This window comes from Rhizobium sp. Root491, assembly GCF_001427205.1.
GTDB classification, from domain to species: domain Bacteria; phylum Pseudomonadota; class Alphaproteobacteria; order Rhizobiales; family Rhizobiaceae; genus Agrobacterium; species Agrobacterium tumefaciens.
The window spans coordinates 252,865-269,793 of record NZ_LMFF01000015.1; the positions used below are offsets into that span (position 1 = coordinate 252,865).

Annotated in this window: 14 protein-coding genes; 13 read left to right on the plus strand and 1 reads right to left on the minus strand. The window is 59.4% G+C overall.

Going from position 1 to position 16,929, the window contains the following annotated elements; genetic code table 11:
- Positions 1–103: 103 nt before the first annotated feature.
- The 13 genes from mraZ (at position 104) to ASD46_RS17935 (ending at position 15,094) form a co-directional block, all read left to right on the plus strand.
- Complete coding sequence (gene mraZ, locus ASD46_RS17875) at positions 104–544, plus strand: division/cell wall cluster transcriptional repressor MraZ (RefSeq protein WP_003513235.1); 441 nt, start codon at positions 104–106, stop codon at positions 542–544.
- A 14-nt stretch (positions 545–558) separates the two neighbouring features.
- Positions 559–1,584 (plus strand): 16S rRNA (cytosine(1402)-N(4))-methyltransferase RsmH, encoded by a 1,026-nt coding sequence (rsmH, locus tag ASD46_RS17880; RefSeq protein WP_013636514.1) that lies wholly within the window; start codon positions 559–561, stop codon positions 1,582–1,584.
- A gap of 1 nt (position 1,585) precedes the next feature.
- On the plus strand, positions 1,586–2,146 hold the full coding sequence (locus ASD46_RS17885; RefSeq protein WP_025594048.1) for a hypothetical protein: 561 nt from the start codon (positions 1,586–1,588) through the stop codon (positions 2,144–2,146).
- Positions 2,146–3,888, plus strand: coding sequence for a peptidoglycan D,D-transpeptidase FtsI family protein (locus tag ASD46_RS17890; protein ID WP_003513230.1), 1,743 nt, complete (start codon positions 2,146–2,148; stop codon positions 3,886–3,888). Before ASD46_RS17885 ends, ASD46_RS17890 begins: the two co-directional genes overlap by 1 nt.
- 59 nt (positions 3,889–3,947) lie before the next feature.
- A complete protein-coding gene (locus ASD46_RS17895) occupies positions 3,948–5,408 on the plus strand; it encodes a UDP-N-acetylmuramoyl-L-alanyl-D-glutamate--2,6-diaminopimelate ligase (protein WP_025594046.1) in 1,461 nt (486 codons plus the stop codon).
- Entirely contained in the window at positions 5,405–6,838 is a 1,434-nt protein-coding gene (locus tag ASD46_RS17900; protein ID WP_026330779.1) for a UDP-N-acetylmuramoylalanyl-D-glutamyl-2,6-diaminopimelate--D-alanyl-D-alanine ligase, read from the plus strand. Before ASD46_RS17895 ends, ASD46_RS17900 begins: the two co-directional genes overlap by 4 nt.
- A 23-nt stretch (positions 6,839–6,861) precedes the next feature.
- On the plus strand, positions 6,862–7,962 hold the full coding sequence (gene mraY, locus ASD46_RS17905) for a phospho-N-acetylmuramoyl-pentapeptide-transferase (protein WP_003513226.1): 1,101 nt from the start codon (positions 6,862–6,864) through the stop codon (positions 7,960–7,962).
- A gap of 3 nt (positions 7,963–7,965) precedes the next feature.
- Positions 7,966–9,375 carry a UDP-N-acetylmuramoyl-L-alanine--D-glutamate ligase gene (gene murD, locus ASD46_RS17910; protein WP_025594043.1) on the plus strand — a complete coding sequence of 470 codons (1,410 nt, stop codon included), beginning with the start codon at positions 7,966–7,968 and terminating at the stop codon, positions 9,373–9,375.
- A 4-nt stretch (positions 9,376–9,379) separates the two neighbouring features.
- Positions 9,380–10,534, plus strand: coding sequence for a putative lipid II flippase FtsW (gene ftsW, locus ASD46_RS17915; protein ID WP_003513223.1), 1,155 nt, complete (start codon positions 9,380–9,382; stop codon positions 10,532–10,534).
- Between the two features lie 6 nt (positions 10,535–10,540).
- Positions 10,541–11,677: an undecaprenyldiphospho-muramoylpentapeptide beta-N-acetylglucosaminyltransferase gene (gene murG / locus ASD46_RS17920; RefSeq protein WP_013636510.1), complete on the plus strand. Its 1,137-nt coding sequence runs from the start codon at positions 10,541–10,543 to the stop codon at positions 11,675–11,677.
- On the plus strand, positions 11,674–13,089 hold the full coding sequence (gene murC / locus ASD46_RS17925) for a UDP-N-acetylmuramate--L-alanine ligase (protein ID WP_025594040.1): 1,416 nt from the start codon (positions 11,674–11,676) through the stop codon (positions 13,087–13,089). The genes murG and murC overlap by 4 nt, the downstream gene beginning before the upstream one ends.
- The gene (gene murB / locus ASD46_RS17930) at positions 13,086–14,051 is read left to right on the plus strand and encodes a UDP-N-acetylmuramate dehydrogenase (RefSeq protein ID WP_003513214.1); all 966 of its coding nucleotides are present in this window, start codon (positions 13,086–13,088) and stop codon (positions 14,049–14,051) included. The genes murC and murB overlap by 4 nt, the downstream gene beginning before the upstream one ends.
- A 200-nt stretch (positions 14,052–14,251) precedes the next feature.
- A complete protein-coding gene (locus ASD46_RS17935; protein WP_233283626.1) occupies positions 14,252–15,094 on the plus strand; it encodes a GGDEF domain-containing protein in 843 nt (280 codons plus the stop codon).
- Positions 15,095–15,163: 69 nt separating this feature from the next.
- Here the strand turns inward: ASD46_RS17935 and ASD46_RS17940 are convergent, their stop codons facing one another.
- Positions 15,164–16,468 (minus strand): MFS transporter, encoded by a 1,305-nt coding sequence (locus ASD46_RS17940; protein WP_025594039.1) that lies wholly within the window; start codon positions 16,466–16,468, stop codon positions 15,164–15,166.
- Positions 16,469–16,929 lie beyond the last annotated feature (461 nt).

Below are 16,929 nucleotides of genomic sequence, written 5' to 3' on the forward strand. Positions count from 1 at the left end.
GCAGGGCATGTCGCCCTGACGCTTGGCGATGTGTCGTGCGTACCGGTGTTGTCTGTGGGGCGGATGATTCGCTTTGCGGAATGCGGTTTTGGCGAGTTGAGTAATGGACCGCTTTTTATCGAACGTAACGAACAGGATCGACGCCAAGGGGCGCGTTTCGGTTCCGTCTCCGTTTCGTTCGGTGCTGGCACAGCGTGGGATTCAGGAGCTTTATTGTCTTCAGGATTTCGCGTTTCCGGCAATCAGTGTCGGCGGTCCGGATTTGCTGGAGCGCTACGAGCGGCAGATCGCGTCCATGGATGCCTTCTCGCCGGAGGCAAACGCAATGTCGCTGCTGGTACACGGCGGCGGCGTTTTCATGAAGCTCGATCAGGAAGGTCGGTTGATGGTGACGGATTTCGTCCGGGAATTTACCGGCATATCCACGGATGTCACCTTCGTTGGACGAGCGGATCATTTTCAGCTTTGGCAACCGCAGGCGTTTTTGGCGGCGCAGGCGGCAGCAAGAGCGGGGCGCGGTTTTTCGGCTGCACGCCCCGCATAGGACGGGGACACGGAATGGCGGCGAATTCTGGCGGGCGATCTTCTGATGCCGGTGAGGGACCTCAGCGTCACATCCCGGTCCTGCTTCGCGAAGTGATCGCTGCGCTCGAACCCGCATCTGGCAAGGTCATCCTCGACGGCACTTTCGGCGCCGGTGGCTACACCCAGGCAATTCTCGATCAAGGTGCCAATGTCATCGCGCTTGACCGCGATCCGAACGCGATCGCCGGCGGCCAGGCCATGGTTGCTGCAAATGGCGGCAGGCTTACCCTCATTCAATCGCAATTTTCCGATCTGGCAAGGCACGCGCCGGAAGGCGGTCTTGACGGCGTGGTTCTCGATATCGGCGTTTCCTCCATGCAGATAGACGAGGCCGAGCGCGGTTTTTCCTTCCAGAAGAACGGTCCTCTCGACATGCGCATGTCCAGCTCTGGCGTTTCGGCGGCGGATGTCGTCAATCGCGCCAAGGTCGGCGATCTCATCCGCATCTTCGGTTTTCTCGGCGAGGAAAAGCAGCCGGGCCGCATCGCCCGCGCCATTGAAAAGAGGAGGGCGGAAGAGCCCTTCCGCACGACGCGTGATCTGGCGGGCCTCATTGAAATCGTTACGCCGCGCAAGGCTAAAGACAAGATCCATCCCGCAACACGGGTGTTTCAGGCGCTTCGCGTTTTCGTCAATGACGAACTCGGCGAATTGGCGCAAGCCCTGTTTGCTGCCGAGCGGGCTTTGAAGCCCGGCGGCCGGCTGGTTGTCGTCACGTTCCATTCGCTCGAAGACCGCATCGTCAAGAAATTCTTCTCGGAACGTTCCGGAAAGGCGGCGGGTTCCCGCCATCTGCCGATGGTGGAGGACAAGCCCGCCATTTTCGAAAATATCGGCAAGCCGATGGTCGCTGCAAGCGACGAGGAGGCAGAGATCAATCCGCGGGCCCGTTCGGCCAAGCTGCGCGCCGGCCTGCGCACGGCGGCACCTGCCCGGGCGGCAGATTTTTCGATTTTCGAACTTCCCGATCTCGCCAGCCTTGAAAAGATGGGAGGCTGATATGCTGCGCACATTCGATGTCGTGTTGATGGGGGTCATGGTCGCTGCGGCGGTGGTGACCTATTCGATCAAGCACAAGACCGATCTCAAGCTGGAACAGGTCCGCAAGCTCGAGACCGAAATCAAGCTCGAAAAAGACACGATCGATCTTTTGCGGGCCGACTGGGCACTGCTGACGCAGCCGAACCGCCTCCATCGTCTCGTGAATGCCTATCAGGACGAGCTTGGCCTTTCGCCGACGCTGCCGACACAATTGGCGCAGCCGCGCGAATTGCCGATGCTGCGCTCGCAATTGCCGCAGCCGCCCGAGCCGGAAGGCATGAGCGTTGCGGATGTCATCGCCGCTGCCGTCAACGGCTCCAAGCCGGGCGCTACGCTGGGGGGAGCTGCCAAGAAGAAATCACCGCCCGCCGGCCAGATTGCCGCCAATGGCGCTCCTGTTCCAACACCGCGGGCGCGTGTTTCCCGTCCCACGGCGGCTTCGGCTCCTGCCGTGGCCGCTGTCGCAGGCGATGAAGATGGCGAAATGGATGAAACCATAACTGGATCGGTGGACCGCTGATGTCTTTTCTCTCCCGCGTCATGGTTCTGAAGAGCAAGGCCCACTTTTCCGCCAGCACCACCGGCATTCACACTGACCATGCTGCTTTCGAGGGCGCTCGCAAGAAGAGGGCGGCCCAGGCGAAAAGCCGCGTCGGTCTCATCATTTTCGGCTTCATCGCCTTTTACGGCGTCGTGGGCGGCCGTCTGGTGCAATATGGCCTTGCCGAGCAGGAAACGGTTTCGAGCATTGCCCCTGCCGACCGGCTGATGGCGTCGCGTCCCGATCTTCTTGATCGTAACGGCGAGGTTCTGGCGACCGATATCCGCACTGTCTCGCTGTTTGCAGAGCCGCATCGCATCGTCGATATCGACGAAGCCATCGAGAAGCTGCGCACTGTATTGCCAGATCTCGACCAGCGCGGCACCTATCAGAAGCTTTCCTCCAATTCGCGCTTTCAGTGGCTGCGCCGTCAGTTGACGCCGAAGCAGCAGAGCCAGATCCTGGCGCTCGGCATTCCCGGTGTCGGTTTCCGCCCGGAAAAACGCCGCTTTTACCCTGGCGGGCCAACAGCTGCCCATGTTGTCGGTCACGTCAATATCGACAATCGCGGTGTTGCCGGAATGGAACGTTACGTCGACAGCCAGGGACTGGCCGATCTGACGGCGCTCGGCATGACCAGCGATCAGCCGCTGGAGCCGGTGAAGCTTTCCATCGATCTACGCGTCCAGTCCATCGTGCGTGAAGTCGTGACCTCGGCCATTACCAAGTTCCAGGCGATCGGCGCGGGGGCTGTGGTTCTGGATGTGCATACCGGCGAAGTGCTCGCTATGGCCTCAGTGCCGGATTATGATCCGAACAACCCGGCAGAAGGCGCCAAGGAGGGATGGCTCAACCGCATGTCGAACGGCACGTTCGAAATGGGCTCCACCTTTAAATCCTTCACCATTGCCATGGGTCTCGATTCGGGTCGCGTCCGCCTGGGCGATATGTTCGACGCGCGTTATCCGATCCGCATCGGTGGCTTCACCATCAAGGACTTCCACGGCAAGGGCCGCATGCTCTCGGTGCCGGAAATCTTCCAGTATTCGTCGAACATCGGTACGGCAAAAATCGCCGACACCGTGGGGACCGAAGGACACAAGGAATTCCTGACGCGGCTTGGCCTTCTGACGCGCATGCAGACCGAACTGCCTGAAGTGGCGCTGCCTTCGCAGCCCCGCGAATGGAAGAAGATCAACTCGATCACCATTTCATTCGGCCACGGCGTTTCAACAACGCCGTTGCAGACAGCAGTTGCCGGTGCCGCGCTCGTCAATGGTGGGAAGTTGATCGAGCCGACATTCCTGCCGCGCACGCGCGAACAGGCGGATCAGGTCGCAAAACAGGTGCTGAAGCCCGGCGCCAGCAAGGATATGCGCTTCCTGTTCGAATGGAACGGTGTCAACGGTTCTGGCCGTAATGCGCGCGTCGACGGTTTCAATGTCGGCGGCAAGACCGGTACGGCTGACAAGGTCGTCAATGGCCGTTATGTGCATGACAAGAACTTCAATGCCTTCCTTTCGGCCTTCCCGATGGACGACCCGCAATATGTGGTGCTCTCCTTCATCGACGAACCGAAGACGGACAAGGGCAATGGCGCGGCACTTGCAGGCACCTCGGCTGCGCCGATGGTGCACGATATCATCAGCCGCACAGCGGCAGTGCTGGGCGTGAAGCCGAAGTTCGGCAAGGATGGCTCGGCCTTGCTCGTGTCTTATTGATTGTTAGAGCTTATGGTGTTCCGGCGAATCGCGCCGGGGGGACAAGACGGACACAGTCGATGAATTTGCGAGATATATCCGGGACGGCGTTTCCGGAATTGAATGAATTGCTCCTGTCTGAGATAGGGGCAATCGAAATCGGGGGAATTACCGCAGACAGCCGCAAGGCTGCGCCCGGCAGCCTGTTCGTGGCGGTTGCGGGAACCAAGGCGGATGGCGCGGCCTATGTGAAGGACGCGGTCGCCAAGGGTGCGGTTGCCGTCGTTTCCGGGCATGCGGTGGATGCCGATGTGCCGGTCCTTGCTGTCACTGACCCGCGCCTCTACCTTTCGCTCGCCGCTTCCCGTTTTTATGGAAAACAGCCGGAAACCATGGTCGCCGTTACCGGCACCGCGGGAAAGACCTCCGTTGCCTCCTTCGTGCGGCAAATCTGGGCTTTCGCTGGCCATGCCGCCGCCCAGATCGGTACGACGGGTGTCATCGCTCCCGGCCGCGAAGATTATGGCGCGCTTACCACACCGGATCCGGTGACGCTGCATGCGCTTCTCGCCGAGCTTGCTGCCGAAGGTGTGACCCATGCAGCCATGGAAGCTTCGAGCCACGGCCTCGACCAGCGTCGCCTTGATGGCGTGAAGCTCGCTGCGGCCGGCTTCACCAATCTCGGCCGTGATCACATGGATTATCACGCAACCATCGAGGACTACATGGCCGCGAAGATGCGGCTGTTTGACACGCTGATGGAAAAGGGCGCGCCAGCCGTCATTTTTGCCGACGACCCTTGGTCGGATAAGGCCATTCGCGCCGCCGCGGATGCAGGCCTCAATGTGCGCACCGTTGGCCGGAAGGGCGATTATCTGACGCTGAAGCGTGTAGAGCATTTCCGTCACAAGCAGCTGATTGAAGTGCATCATGACGGCGTGATCCACGAAGTCGACATTCCGCTGGCCGGCGATTTTCAGGTAGCCAATGCTCTCGTCGCCGCCGGTCTTGCCATGTCCACCGGCGTTTCCGCCGCAACGGCCATGAAGGCGCTTGAAAAGCTGATCGGTGCTGCCGGTCGCCTGGAACTTGTGGGCCAGACGAAGAACGGCGCGCTTGCCTATGTGGATTATGCCCACAAGCCGGATGCGCTTGAAAATGTTCTGACCTCGGTCAGGCCCTTCACCTCCGGCCGCATCATCACGGTCTTCGGCTGCGGCGGCGACCGTGACAAGGGCAAGCGCCCGATCATGGGCGAAGTGGCGACACGGCTTTCCGACATCGTCATCGTTACCGACGACAATCCACGCTCGGAAGACGCTGCAGCGATCCGTTCCGAAGTCATGGCGGCTGCGCCGGGTGCGTTGGAAATTGGCGACAGGGCAGAGGCGATCCGTCATGCGGTGTCGCTGCTTTCGAACGGCGATACGCTGATCGTCGCGGGCAAGGGGCATGAAGAGGGGCAGATCGTCGGTTCCGTGACGCTGCCGTTTTCCGATCATGAACAGGTGCGTACCGCGCTGGAAGGATTGAAGATTTGAATTGGTTATGGACAGTCGCCGACATGATCGCCATCACGGCAGGGCGTCCCGTCGGGAACCTGCCGACCGGTATCACCGGCATTTCCATCGACAGCCGGACTGTGAAGGCTGGTGAAGCATTTTTCGCCATCAAGGGCGATAGGGTCGACGGCCATGACTATACGAGTTTTGCTGTCGCCAATGGTGCGGGCCTGCTGGTAGTCGCCGAAGGCAAGCTGCCGGCCCTCGGCCGCCTGACCGTGCCCATGATCGTCGTGGAGGATGTCCTCGCGGCGCTTGGCAAGCTCGCCATTGCGGCGCGTGAAAGGACCACGGCGCGGATCATCGCGGTGACCGGTTCTGTAGGCAAGACGACGACGAAGGAAATGTTGCGGCAGGCTCTGGCGCCTTCGGGCCGGGTTCATGCGGCGGTGGCGTCCTTCAACAATCACTGGGGTGTGCCGCTGACGTTGGCGCGCATGCCCGCCGATACTGAATTCGGCGTTTTCGAAATCGGTATGAACCACTCCGGCGAGATCCGTCCGCTGGTCAAGATGGTACGTCCGCATGTCGCGATCATTACCACCATCGCGCCAGCTCATTTGGGCAATTTCAAGAACATAGAAGAGATCGCGAGCGCCAAGGCGGAGATATTCGAAGGGTTGGAGGAGGGCGGCTTCGTCATCCTCAACCGTGACAACGCCCAGTTCGAGCAACTTGAAGAAGCGGCGCAGGACCAGGGTATCGAGCATATCCTGACCTTCGGGCAGCATGCCAAGGCCGATTTCCGGCTGGCCGATTTCGAAAGCACGTCCACGGGCTCGACCATCTGGGCGATCCTGAACGGCGAAACGAGCGAATTGCACCTGAACATTCCCGGCAGGCATATTGCCGATAACGCCATGGCGGTGCTTGGCGCTGTTGCCGTCACCGGCGCCAATCTCGACCGCGCTTTCGAGGTGCTCGGAACGCTCGAGGCAGTCAAGGGGCGCGGCCAGCGCCATCGCCTGACGATTGAAAGCGGTTCCTTCCTGCTGATCGATGAGAGCTACAACGCCAACCCCGCCTCCATGCGGGCGGCGATTGCCGTGCTTGCGGAAACAGAAACGCAGGGTTATGGCCGTCGCGTTGCCGTTCTCGGCGACATGCTGGAGATGGGCGAATTCTCAGCCCAGCTGCACGAGGAACTGGCTGGACCGCTGCTGGCCGGTGGTATCGAACATGTCTGGCTGGCGGGGGAGGCGATGGCCGCCCTTCGCGATGCGCTTCCGGACAGTGTAACTGTCATCTGGTTCCCGACGACAGCTGAACTTGCCGATTTTGCCCTGCAATGGGTGCAACCGGGCGATGCGCTGATGGTAAAATCGTCACTTGGGCTGGGTTTCGGCAAGATTGTCGCGGCACTGCTTGACAAGTATCCGGCATTCCCCGAGACGGAACGCCAAGTCTGAAATAGCCTTTTGAAAGGGCAATTATGCTGATCTGGCTCGTCGAACTGTCGGATAAAATTCAAGTCTTCAACCTCTTCCGGTACATCACCTTCCGGGCGGGTGCGGCGATGTTCACCTCTGCGTTGATCGTCTTCCTTTTCGGACCGGCGATCATCAATTCGCTGCGCGTGCGCCAGGGCAAGGGCCAGCCAATCCGCGCCGACGGGCCGCAGACGCATTTCAAGAAGGCTGGCACGCCGACCATGGGCGGGCTGATGATCCTTGCCGGTATTCTCGGCGGTTCGCTGCTCTGGGGTGACCTGTCGAACGTCTACGTCGTCGCCGTTCTGATGGTGACGCTCGGCTTCGGGGCTATCGGCTTTTACGACGACTATCTCAAGGTGACGAAGCAGAGCGACAAGGGCTTTTCCGGCAAAGCCCGTCTCGGCATCGAATTCCTGATTGCGGCGATTGCCGTGTTCTTCATGATGAAGGTGGCGCTTGCTTCCGCACCGCATGGCGGCACGCTCGGAAGCTCCATCGCCTTTCCGTTCTTCAAGGAACTCGTGATCAATCTCGGCTATTTCTTCGTGCTGTTCGGTGCTTTCGTGATTGTCGGCGCCGGCAATGCGGTTAACCTGACCGACGGTCTCGATGGTCTCGCCATCGTGCCTGTCATGATTGCAGCCGCCACCTTCGGCGTGATTGCTTATCTCGCCGGTAACGCGGTTTTCGCCAATTATCTGCAGATCAACTTCGTGCCCGGAACGGGTGAGCTCGCTGTCATCGTCGGCGCGGTGGTCGGGGCTGGCCTCGGCTTCCTGTGGTTCAACGCGCCGCCCGCCGCCATCTTCATGGGTGACACGGGTTCGCTGGCGCTCGGCGGCCTCATCGGCTCCATCGCTGTCGCCACCAAGCACGAGATCGTCATGGTCATCGTCGGCGGCCTGTTCGTGATGGAAACGCTCTCGGTCATCATCCAGGTTTTCTGGTTCAAGCGCACCGGCAGGCGCGTTTTTCTGATGGCGCCCATCCACCATCATTTCGAGAAAAAAGGCTGGACGGAAAGCCAGGTGGTCATCCGTTTCTGGATCATTTCCGTCGGTCTGGCGCTGCTCGGCCTTGCTACGCTGAAGCTGAGGTGAGCGATGATCCCGGTCTCGTCGTTCAGAGGTAAGAAGGTCGCGCTTTTCGGGCTTGGCGGTTCGGGCCTCGTCACGGCCCGGGCACTGGTTGCCGGCGGGGCGGATGTTGTTGCTTTCGACGATAATCCCGACAGCGTCGCCAAGGCTGAGGCCGAAGGGATAACGACGGCTGATCTTCGAACGATAGACTGGCATTCCTTTTCGTCTTTCGTGCTCGCACCCGGCGTGCCGCTAACGCATCCGAAGCCGCACTGGTCGGTCGATCTTGCCCGGGCGGCGGGTGTCGAGATTATCGGCGATATCGAGCTTTTCATTCGCGAGCGCCGGGCGCATGCGCCGGATTGCCCCTTCATCGCCATCACCGGCACGAACGGCAAATCCACGACGACCGCACTGATTGCCCATATCCTCAAGGATTCGGGCCGCGATACACAACTCGGCGGCAATATCGGCACTGCCGTGCTGAGCCTCGATCCGCCGAAAGCGCAACGTTTCTATGTCGTTGAATGCTCGTCCTACCAGATCGATCTGGCGCCGACGATCAATCCGACGGCCGGCATTCTGCTCAATCTGACGCCCGACCATCTCGACCGGCACGGCACCATGCAGCATTATGCCGATGTCAAGGAACGGCTTGTGGCCGGCAGTGGCACGGCAATTGTCGGCGTTGATGACAGCTATTCCACGCTGATCGCCGACCGCATCGAGCGTGCCGGCGTGAAGGTGGAGCGCATTTCCAAGCGCAATGTCGTTTCCGAAGGTCTTTATGCCGAAGGCAGCCGCATCCTGCGGGCGCATGGGGGCAAGTCCTCGCCGCTGGTCGATCTCGACGGCATCCAGACGCTTCGCGGCAGCCACAATGCCCAGAATGCAGCGGCTGCAATTGCCGCATGCCTTGCCGTCGGCGTTTCCGAAGAGGACGTTCGCGCAGGTCTCAAGTCCTTCCCCGGCCTAAAACATCGCATGCAGCCGGTCGGTCGGCGCGGCAATGTCACTTTCGTCAATGACAGCAAGGCAACCAATGCCGATGCCGCAGCACCGGCCTTGTCGAGCTATGAGCGCATCTACTGGATCGCGGGCGGTCTGCCAAAGGCCGGCGGCATTGCCAGCCTTGCGCCCCTGTTTCCGCGCATCGCCAAGGCCTATCTGATCGGCGAGGCGGCGGCGGAATTTGCAGCGACGCTCGGCGAAGCCGTGCCTTACGAAATATCCGGCACGCTGGACAAGGCGGTGCAGCATGCGGCGGCGGATGCGGAAAAAGATGCGATGGCCGGCAATATCGTGATGTTATCCCCGGCTTGCGCAAGCTTCGACCAATATAAGAACTTTGAAATCAGAGGTGATTCGTTCGTCGCGCAGGTTGCGGCGCTCGATGGCATGACGATGCTCGTTCACTCTGGAAAAGGGGGCTGAGGCCATGGTAAGCCGAGTTGATCGCGGTCCGGTCGCGGAATGGTTCTGGACCATCGACCGTTTCTTTCTGGCGGCGTTCATCGCGCTGATGGGCATCGGCCTGATGCTGTCATTTGCGGCATCGCCGGCGGTTGCCGAACGCATCGGTCTCAACAGCTTCTTCTTCGTGGAACGTCAAGCGATGTTCATGGTGCCTTCGCTGGCGATCATGATCGGTCTTTCCTTCCTGTCGCCGCGTCAGGTCCGGCGCGTGGCGGTGATGATGCTGATCGCGTCGCTGCTGATGATGATTTTCGCGCTGTTCTTCGGTATCGAGGTCAAGGGCGCACGGCGCTGGATTTCCATCGGCAGCTTCTCTATCCAGCCATCGGAATTCATGAAGCCCGCCTTCGTCATTGTCTGCGCCTGGCTGTTTGCCGAACGCGCGCGTCACCCCGAAATTCCCGGCAACCTCTTCGCTATCATCACCTTCGGTATCGTGGCGGCACTTCTGATCGCCCAGCCCGACTTTGGCCAGACCATCCTGACATCGGTGGTGTGGGGCGGCATGTTCTTCATGGCCGGTGTTCCGTGGTTCTGGATCATCGTGCTCGGTGGCCTCGGCGTTCTCGGCATCGTCTCCGCCTATCTGCTCCTGCCGCACGTCGCCGGCCGTATCGACCGTTTCTGGACCGGTGAGGGGGATACCTTCCAGGTGGATACGGCGCGCGAGGCGATCATTCGTGGCGACTGGTTCGGTCGCGGCCCGGGTGAGGGCATCGTCAAGCGTATCATTCCCGACAGCCATACCGACTTCATCTTCTCGGTGGCGGCGGAAGAATTCGGCATTGTTTTCTGCATGTTCCTTGTGGCGATCTTCGCCTTCATCGTGTTGCGCGGCCTCTCGCACGCCTTCAGGGAAAAAGACGATTTCTGCCGCTTTGCCGTGGCCGGTCTGGTCCTGCAGATCGGCATGCAGTCGATGATCAATATCGGCGTTAATCTGGAGCTGATGCCCGCCAAGGGCATGACGCTGCCGCTGATTTCCTATGGTGGTTCGTCGATGATGGCGATCTGCGTCACGGCAGGCTTCCTTCTGGCGCTGACACGCCACAGGCCGGAAAAGAGGGCGCAGGAGCGCAGCTTCTTCCGCGTCGGTTCCGGCGTTCCTGCGGAGTAAATGATCATGAGCAAGGGTATTGTTCTGCTCGCCGCCGGGGGTACCGGCGGCCATGTCTTTCCAGCCGAGGCCTTGGCGCACACGCTGAAAGCGCGCGGTTATCAGGTGCATCTGGTCACCGACAGCCGCGCCGAGCGTTATGCGGGCAAGTTTCCGGCGGAAGAAATTCACGTCGTTCCATCCGCCACCATTGGTTCGAAAAACCCGATTTCCGTGGCGCGTTCGCTATGGAAGCTGTGGACAGGGCTGCGTTCAGCGCGCCGGCTGATCACGAAGCTCAAGCCGGTTGCGGTCGTCGGCTTTGGCGGTTATCCCACCGTGCCGCCGCTGCTTGCCTCGACCGGGCTTGGCGTGCCATCGATCATTCACGAGCAGAATGCGGTGATGGGTCGTGCCAACAAGGCGCTGGCGGCCCGTGTGAAGGCGATTGCCGGCGGTTTTCTGCCGCCCGCCAACGGCCAATATTCCGACAAGACGGTTGCGACCGGCAATCCCGTGCGCCCGGCGGTGCTGGCGGCGTCAGAGATACCCTATACGCCTTCGCAGACCGGCGAGACGTTCCAGCTCGTGGTTTTCGGCGGCAGCCAGGGAGCGCAGTTCTTTTCCAGCGCGGTTCCGGCGGCGATCTGCCTGTTGAAGGACGAACAGCGCAAGCGCATCGTCGTGACCCAGCAGGCGCGCCCCGAAGACAAGGACAGTGTGATCTCCTCGTATCAGAAGCTGGGCGTGAAGGCGGATGTCTCGCCTTTCTTCGGCGACATGGCCTCGCGCATCGGTGAGGCCGATCTGGTCATCAGCCGTTCGGGTGCATCGACGGTATCGGAGCTTTCGGTCATCGGCCGACCCTCGATCCTCGTGCCTTATCCGCATGCGCTGGATCACGATCAGGCGGCCAATGCGGCAGCGCTTTCGGCAGCCGGCGGTGCAAGCGTTATCAAGCAGTCGGAACTGTCGCCGCAGAAGCTCTCCGGCCTTCTGTCCTCGGCGCTGTCCGAGCCGGATCGGTTGTCCGCAACGGCGGCGGCGGCCAAGGCGACAGGAAAACCGCATGCGGCAGATGTACTGGCCGATCTGGTCGAGGCGATTGCGAGCGGAAAGTCCGTACAGGAATTCAAGAAGAACATTGAAGGAGTTGAGGCATGAAGATGCCGAAAGCCATAGGCCTTGTCCATTTCATCGGCATAGGCGGGATCGGCATGAGCGGCATTGCCGAAGTGCTTCACAATCTCGGTCATCGCGTACAGGGCTCCGACCAGGCCGACAGCGCCAATGTGCAGCGCCTGCGCGACAAGGGCATCGAGGTCTTCGTCGGCCACACGGCGGATAATCTCGGTGATGCCGAGGTCGTGGTCGTTTCCACCGCGATCAAGAAGAACAATCCGGAGCTGATCGCCGCGCGGGAAAAACACCTGCCGATCGTTCGCCGTGCCGAAATGCTGGCTGAACTCATGCGTTTCCGCAACGCCATTGCCATCGGTGGCACGCACGGCAAGACCACGACGACCTCGATGGTCGCGACCCTGCTGGAAGCCGGCAATCTCGACCCGACCGTCATCAACGGCGGTATCATCAACGCCTATGGCACCAACGCCCGCATGGGCGAGGGCGAGTGGATGGTGGTGGAGGCCGATGAATCCGATGGCACATTCCTGAAGCTTCCGGCCGATGTGGCCGTGATCACCAATATCGACCCGGAACATCTTGACCACTACGGCAATTTCGACGCCGTGCGCGCTGCTTTCCGGCAATTCGTGGAGAATGTTCCGTTTTACGGCTTTGGCGTCATGTGTCTCGACCATCCCGAGGTGCAGGCTCTGGTTGGGCGTATCGAAGACCGTAAGGTCATCACCTATGGTGAGAACCCACAGGCCGACGTGCGTTTTTCGAATGTGCGCATCGATGGCACACGGTCTATCTTCGATGTGGAAATTCGCCGGCGCCGCACCGGCAAGATATTCTCCTTCACGGACCTCGTCCTGCCGATGCCCGGTCGCCACAATGTTTCGAACGCAACGGCCGCGATTGCCGTCGCCAATCGTCTCGGTATTTCGGAAGCGGACATCAAGAAGGGCCTTGCCTCCTTTGCCGGCGTCAAGCGTCGTTTCACGCTGACGGGCGAAGCCAATGGCGTGCAGGTCTTCGACGATTACGGCCACCATCCGGTTGAGATCAAGGCTGTGCTCGCGGCTGCGCGCGAAGCCTGCAAGGGCCGCATCATCGCCGTGCACCAGCCGCACCGCTACAGCCGCCTTTCCAGCCTGTTCGATGATTTCGCGCATTGTTTTAACGATGCCGATACGATTATTCTTGCTCCGGTCTATGCAGCGGGCGAAGATCCGATCGAGGGCGCAAGCTCGGAAGCGCTGGTCTCCGCAATCAAGGCTGCCGGCCATCGCGATGCCCGTTTTCTCGAAAAACGGGAAGATCTCGCGTCAATGGTTGCAGGCATTGCGAATCCGGGCGATTTCGTGGTTCTCTTGGGGGCCGGAAATATCACGCAATGGGCGGCAGTGCTGCCTTCGGAATTGAAGAGCATATCAGGAAAGTCTGAATGAGACAGGTCGATGGGGTTAAATTGCTGGGGAGGCTCGGCGACGGGGTAAAGGAATTGCGGGGACGTCTGACACCGGATGCGCCCATGGACCGCGTGACGTGGTTCAGAGCCGGCGGTCTTGCGGAAGTCATGTTCCAGCCGCACGATACCGACGATCTGGTTACATTCCTGAAAATCCTTCCGGAGGACGTGCCGTTGACCGTGGTCGGTGTCGGCTCGAACCTTCTGGTGCGCGATGGCGGCATTCCAGGTGTCGTCGTCCGTCTTTCCGCCAAGGGTTTCGGCTCGGTGGAGCTTTCGGGTGAAAACCGCATCAAGGCAGGCGCGATCTGCCCGGACAAGCATATTGCCGCGATGGCCATGGATAATGGCATTGGCGGTTTCCATTTCTATTACGGTATTCCCGGCTCCATCGGCGGCGCGCTGCGCATGAATGCGGGCGCCAACGGCGGTGAAACGCGTGAGCGTGTCGTGGAGGTTTATGCGGTGGACCGTCAGGGCAACCAGCATGTGCTCTCCAATGCGGATATGGATTACAGCTATCGCCACTCCGGCGCCGATGCTGGTCTGATCTTCACCGGCGCCCTGTTTGAGGGTTATCCGGAAGACCGCGCGAAGATCCGCGCCGATATGGACGCCGTGCGTCACCACCGCGAAACCGTGCAGCCGATCCGTGAACAGACCGGTGGATCGACCTTCAAGAACCCCGAAGGTCATTCCGCCTGGGAGCTGATCGACGAAGCGGGCGGCCGCGGTCTGGTCATCGGCGGTGCGCAGATGTCATCGCTGCATTGCAATTTCATGATCAATACTGGCCATGCGACCGGTTACGATCTGGAATATCTGGGCGAGACCATTCGCAAGCGCGTGTTCGAGAAGTCGGGCATTCGGCTGGAATGGGAAATCAAACGGCTTGGGCTATTCATGCCGGGTCGTGAAGTGGAGCCCTTCCTCGGCGCCTGAAAATTGCGATGCCTCGCGATTGCCATGAGCAACTGCGTTAGCCGTTTCATATCTCTCCTGGCAGCACCAAGCGGCCAGGAGTTTTTGTTTCATATCACCCTTGGCGAAGGGTAACGGTCGATAAATAGTTTTTATCTATAAGCAGTATTTAGATTACGGGAGAGGCAGCGTTGCGCCACTCTACTGCTTGGGTGATATTTATGAGCATTTTCATTGCCGATCGCGTAAGCGGACACTTCTCACGTTTTTTAAGCGAACTCGTCGCGATAACGACTTTCACCGTGGCGACACCGGATGGATGGCGTCGGCTTGACCCGGTACAGTCATCATTTCGATTGGCTTGCCTGATCGCTTCCATAGCCGCCGTTATCTGTGTCGTTGCGATCCTGACGATGGCGCAGTTGGACCTGGTCTCGGACTTGAGCAATGGGCTCACAATCGGCCTGGTCCTTAGTACGACAATCTCTTTCACCGTCGGTTTTTTAATTTGCTGGCTCAATGCTAGGCAGATGCAGTTACTGATCCAGTCACACGAGCGTTTTGCGCAGCTCAGCCAGACTGATGCTCTGACAGGTCTTCACAACCGGCTAGGTCTTTATTCGAATTGCGTTCACCTGAGCACGCCGTATTGCGTCGCATTTATCGACATTGATCATTTTAAGTCCGTGAATGACAGGTACGGCCATTTGGCTGGTGACATGGTTATCTCCAGTGTTGCCAAGACAATTCGGGAAGGTTTCGATGAAGCCGCTCATGTGGCGCGGATGGGCGGTGAAGAGTTTGTCGTCGTCCACACCCTTGCCCCGGACCGGTTCCTGGAACAGTGCGAAGGCGTCCGTGAGAAGATCGCGACGACAACGGTTCATTTTCAGGATTTGCAGATCAGTACCACCATCTCGATAGGTGTGGCCTTGCGCGGGAACAGGGAGATTTTCGAGAAGGTCATGCACAATGCGGATATGGCGCTCTACGAGGCGAAACGTAGCGGGCGTAATCGCATCTGTTCGTCGGGCGCGAAAGGTGGCCGTCAAATTATCGCTTGAGGATCATCACAAACGAAAAAAGGCCGCGAAAGGTGATTTCGCGGCCCCGATCTTTTAGTGGCTTGTCGCTCAGACTTCATCCTTGCGGGACAGAAGAATGCAGGCGAGCGTGATGAGGGCGGATACGCAGAGGTAATATCCGACATATCCCATGCCGTAATTCACCTGCAGCCATGTGGCGATGTAGGGTGCCAGCGATGCGCCGAAGATGCCGGCCATGTTGAAGGTGATGGACGAGCCGGTGTAGCGCACCCTTGTCGGGAAGGGGGCGGCAAGCGCCGTTCCAATCAGGCCGTAGGTCATGCCCATCAGCGTCATCGCAAGAGCCGCGAAGATGAAGATCGAACCTTCGCCGCCTGTCATCAGGGTAGGCAGCAGGAACGAGAACAGGCCGATCAGCACCGTCGTCAGGATCAGGATTTCGCGACGGCCGAAGCGCTCAGCGAGCTTGCCGGCGATCGGGATGAAGATGCCGAAAACGATGGAGCCCATGATCTGCACTTCGAGTGCGTCGAGGAACGGGATTTTCAGAACCTTGACGTTGTAGGACAGCAGATAGGCGGTACCGATATAGAACAGCACGAAGGTAGCCAACGCTACGAAAGTGCCGAGCGCGAGGCTGCGCTTGTGGTTGCGGAACAGTTCCACGACCGGCACGGCAACACGTTCTTCCTTTTCGATCGCCTTCTGGAAGGCTGGCGTTTCGGTGATCGACAGACGAACCCACATGCCAACCGCGATCAGGATGATCGAAGCGACGAAGGGAATGCGCCAGCCCCAGCTCAGAAGCGCTTCCTGCGACATGAAGTGCAGCAGGATCCAGAAGACGCCGGAGGAGAGGAACAGACCGACGGGCGCGCCGAGCTGCGGAAACATCCCGTACCAGCTGCGCTTGCCGGGAGGAGCGTTTTCCGTGGCGAGCAGGACCGCGCCACCCCATTCTCCGCCAAGACCGAAGCCCTGACCGAAGCGGCAAAGCGCCAGCAACAGAGGTGCCAGAACACCGGCTGTCTCATAGGACGGCAGAAGGCCGATCACGACCGTCGATACGCCCATGGTCAGCAGAGCGGCGACAAGCGTAGCTTTACGGCCGACGCGGTCACCATAATGGCCGAAAACGACGGCGCCGAGCGGGCGGGCGAAAAAGGCGATGGAGAAGGTGGCGAAGGATGCCAGAAGTGCCGTCATCGGATCATTGTTCGGGAAGAACAATGTCGGAAACACGAGCACTGCGGCCGTGGCGTAAACGTAAAAATCGAAAAACTCGATGGTCGTGCCGACCAGGCTGGCAGTGAGAACTCGTGCAGGCGAATTTGTCTTTACAACGTTCGAATTGCCAGCTGTCGGCGATACCTGAGATACCGCGTCAGTCATGGTTTTGGTCCCATTTTTGGATGATTGCATGTCATGCCTTGGGAGGCATTGACTGCGTTAACGCAATTTTTGTTCTTTTGGAATGCTAAAAAAGAAATAATGCGGACAATGTGATCGGCTGGCGCGACAGGCACCGCAGCGTGTGCGAGGACGCAGTCTCAAGATTGAGAGACTGATTCAGGCGACGGATTTAAAATGCTGAAACGTCAGATAATTTTCGCTGGGGAAAAGCATCATCCGTTAACGTTTTCGCCTTGTCTTTATCAGGGATAGAAGTGTGCGGCACCCTCGTTCTATTTCCGATCATTGAAAACCTGCATGTTGCAATCCGTCCAACTCTCTGATTCCAAGGAGGTAATTCGGATCGATGCTGATTCTTTAATGGAACTGGCATGTTGGGCGCGGCGGTTAACGAAAGTAAACGATTCATTAACCTTAATGGCGTTTAACTGATCTCAAGG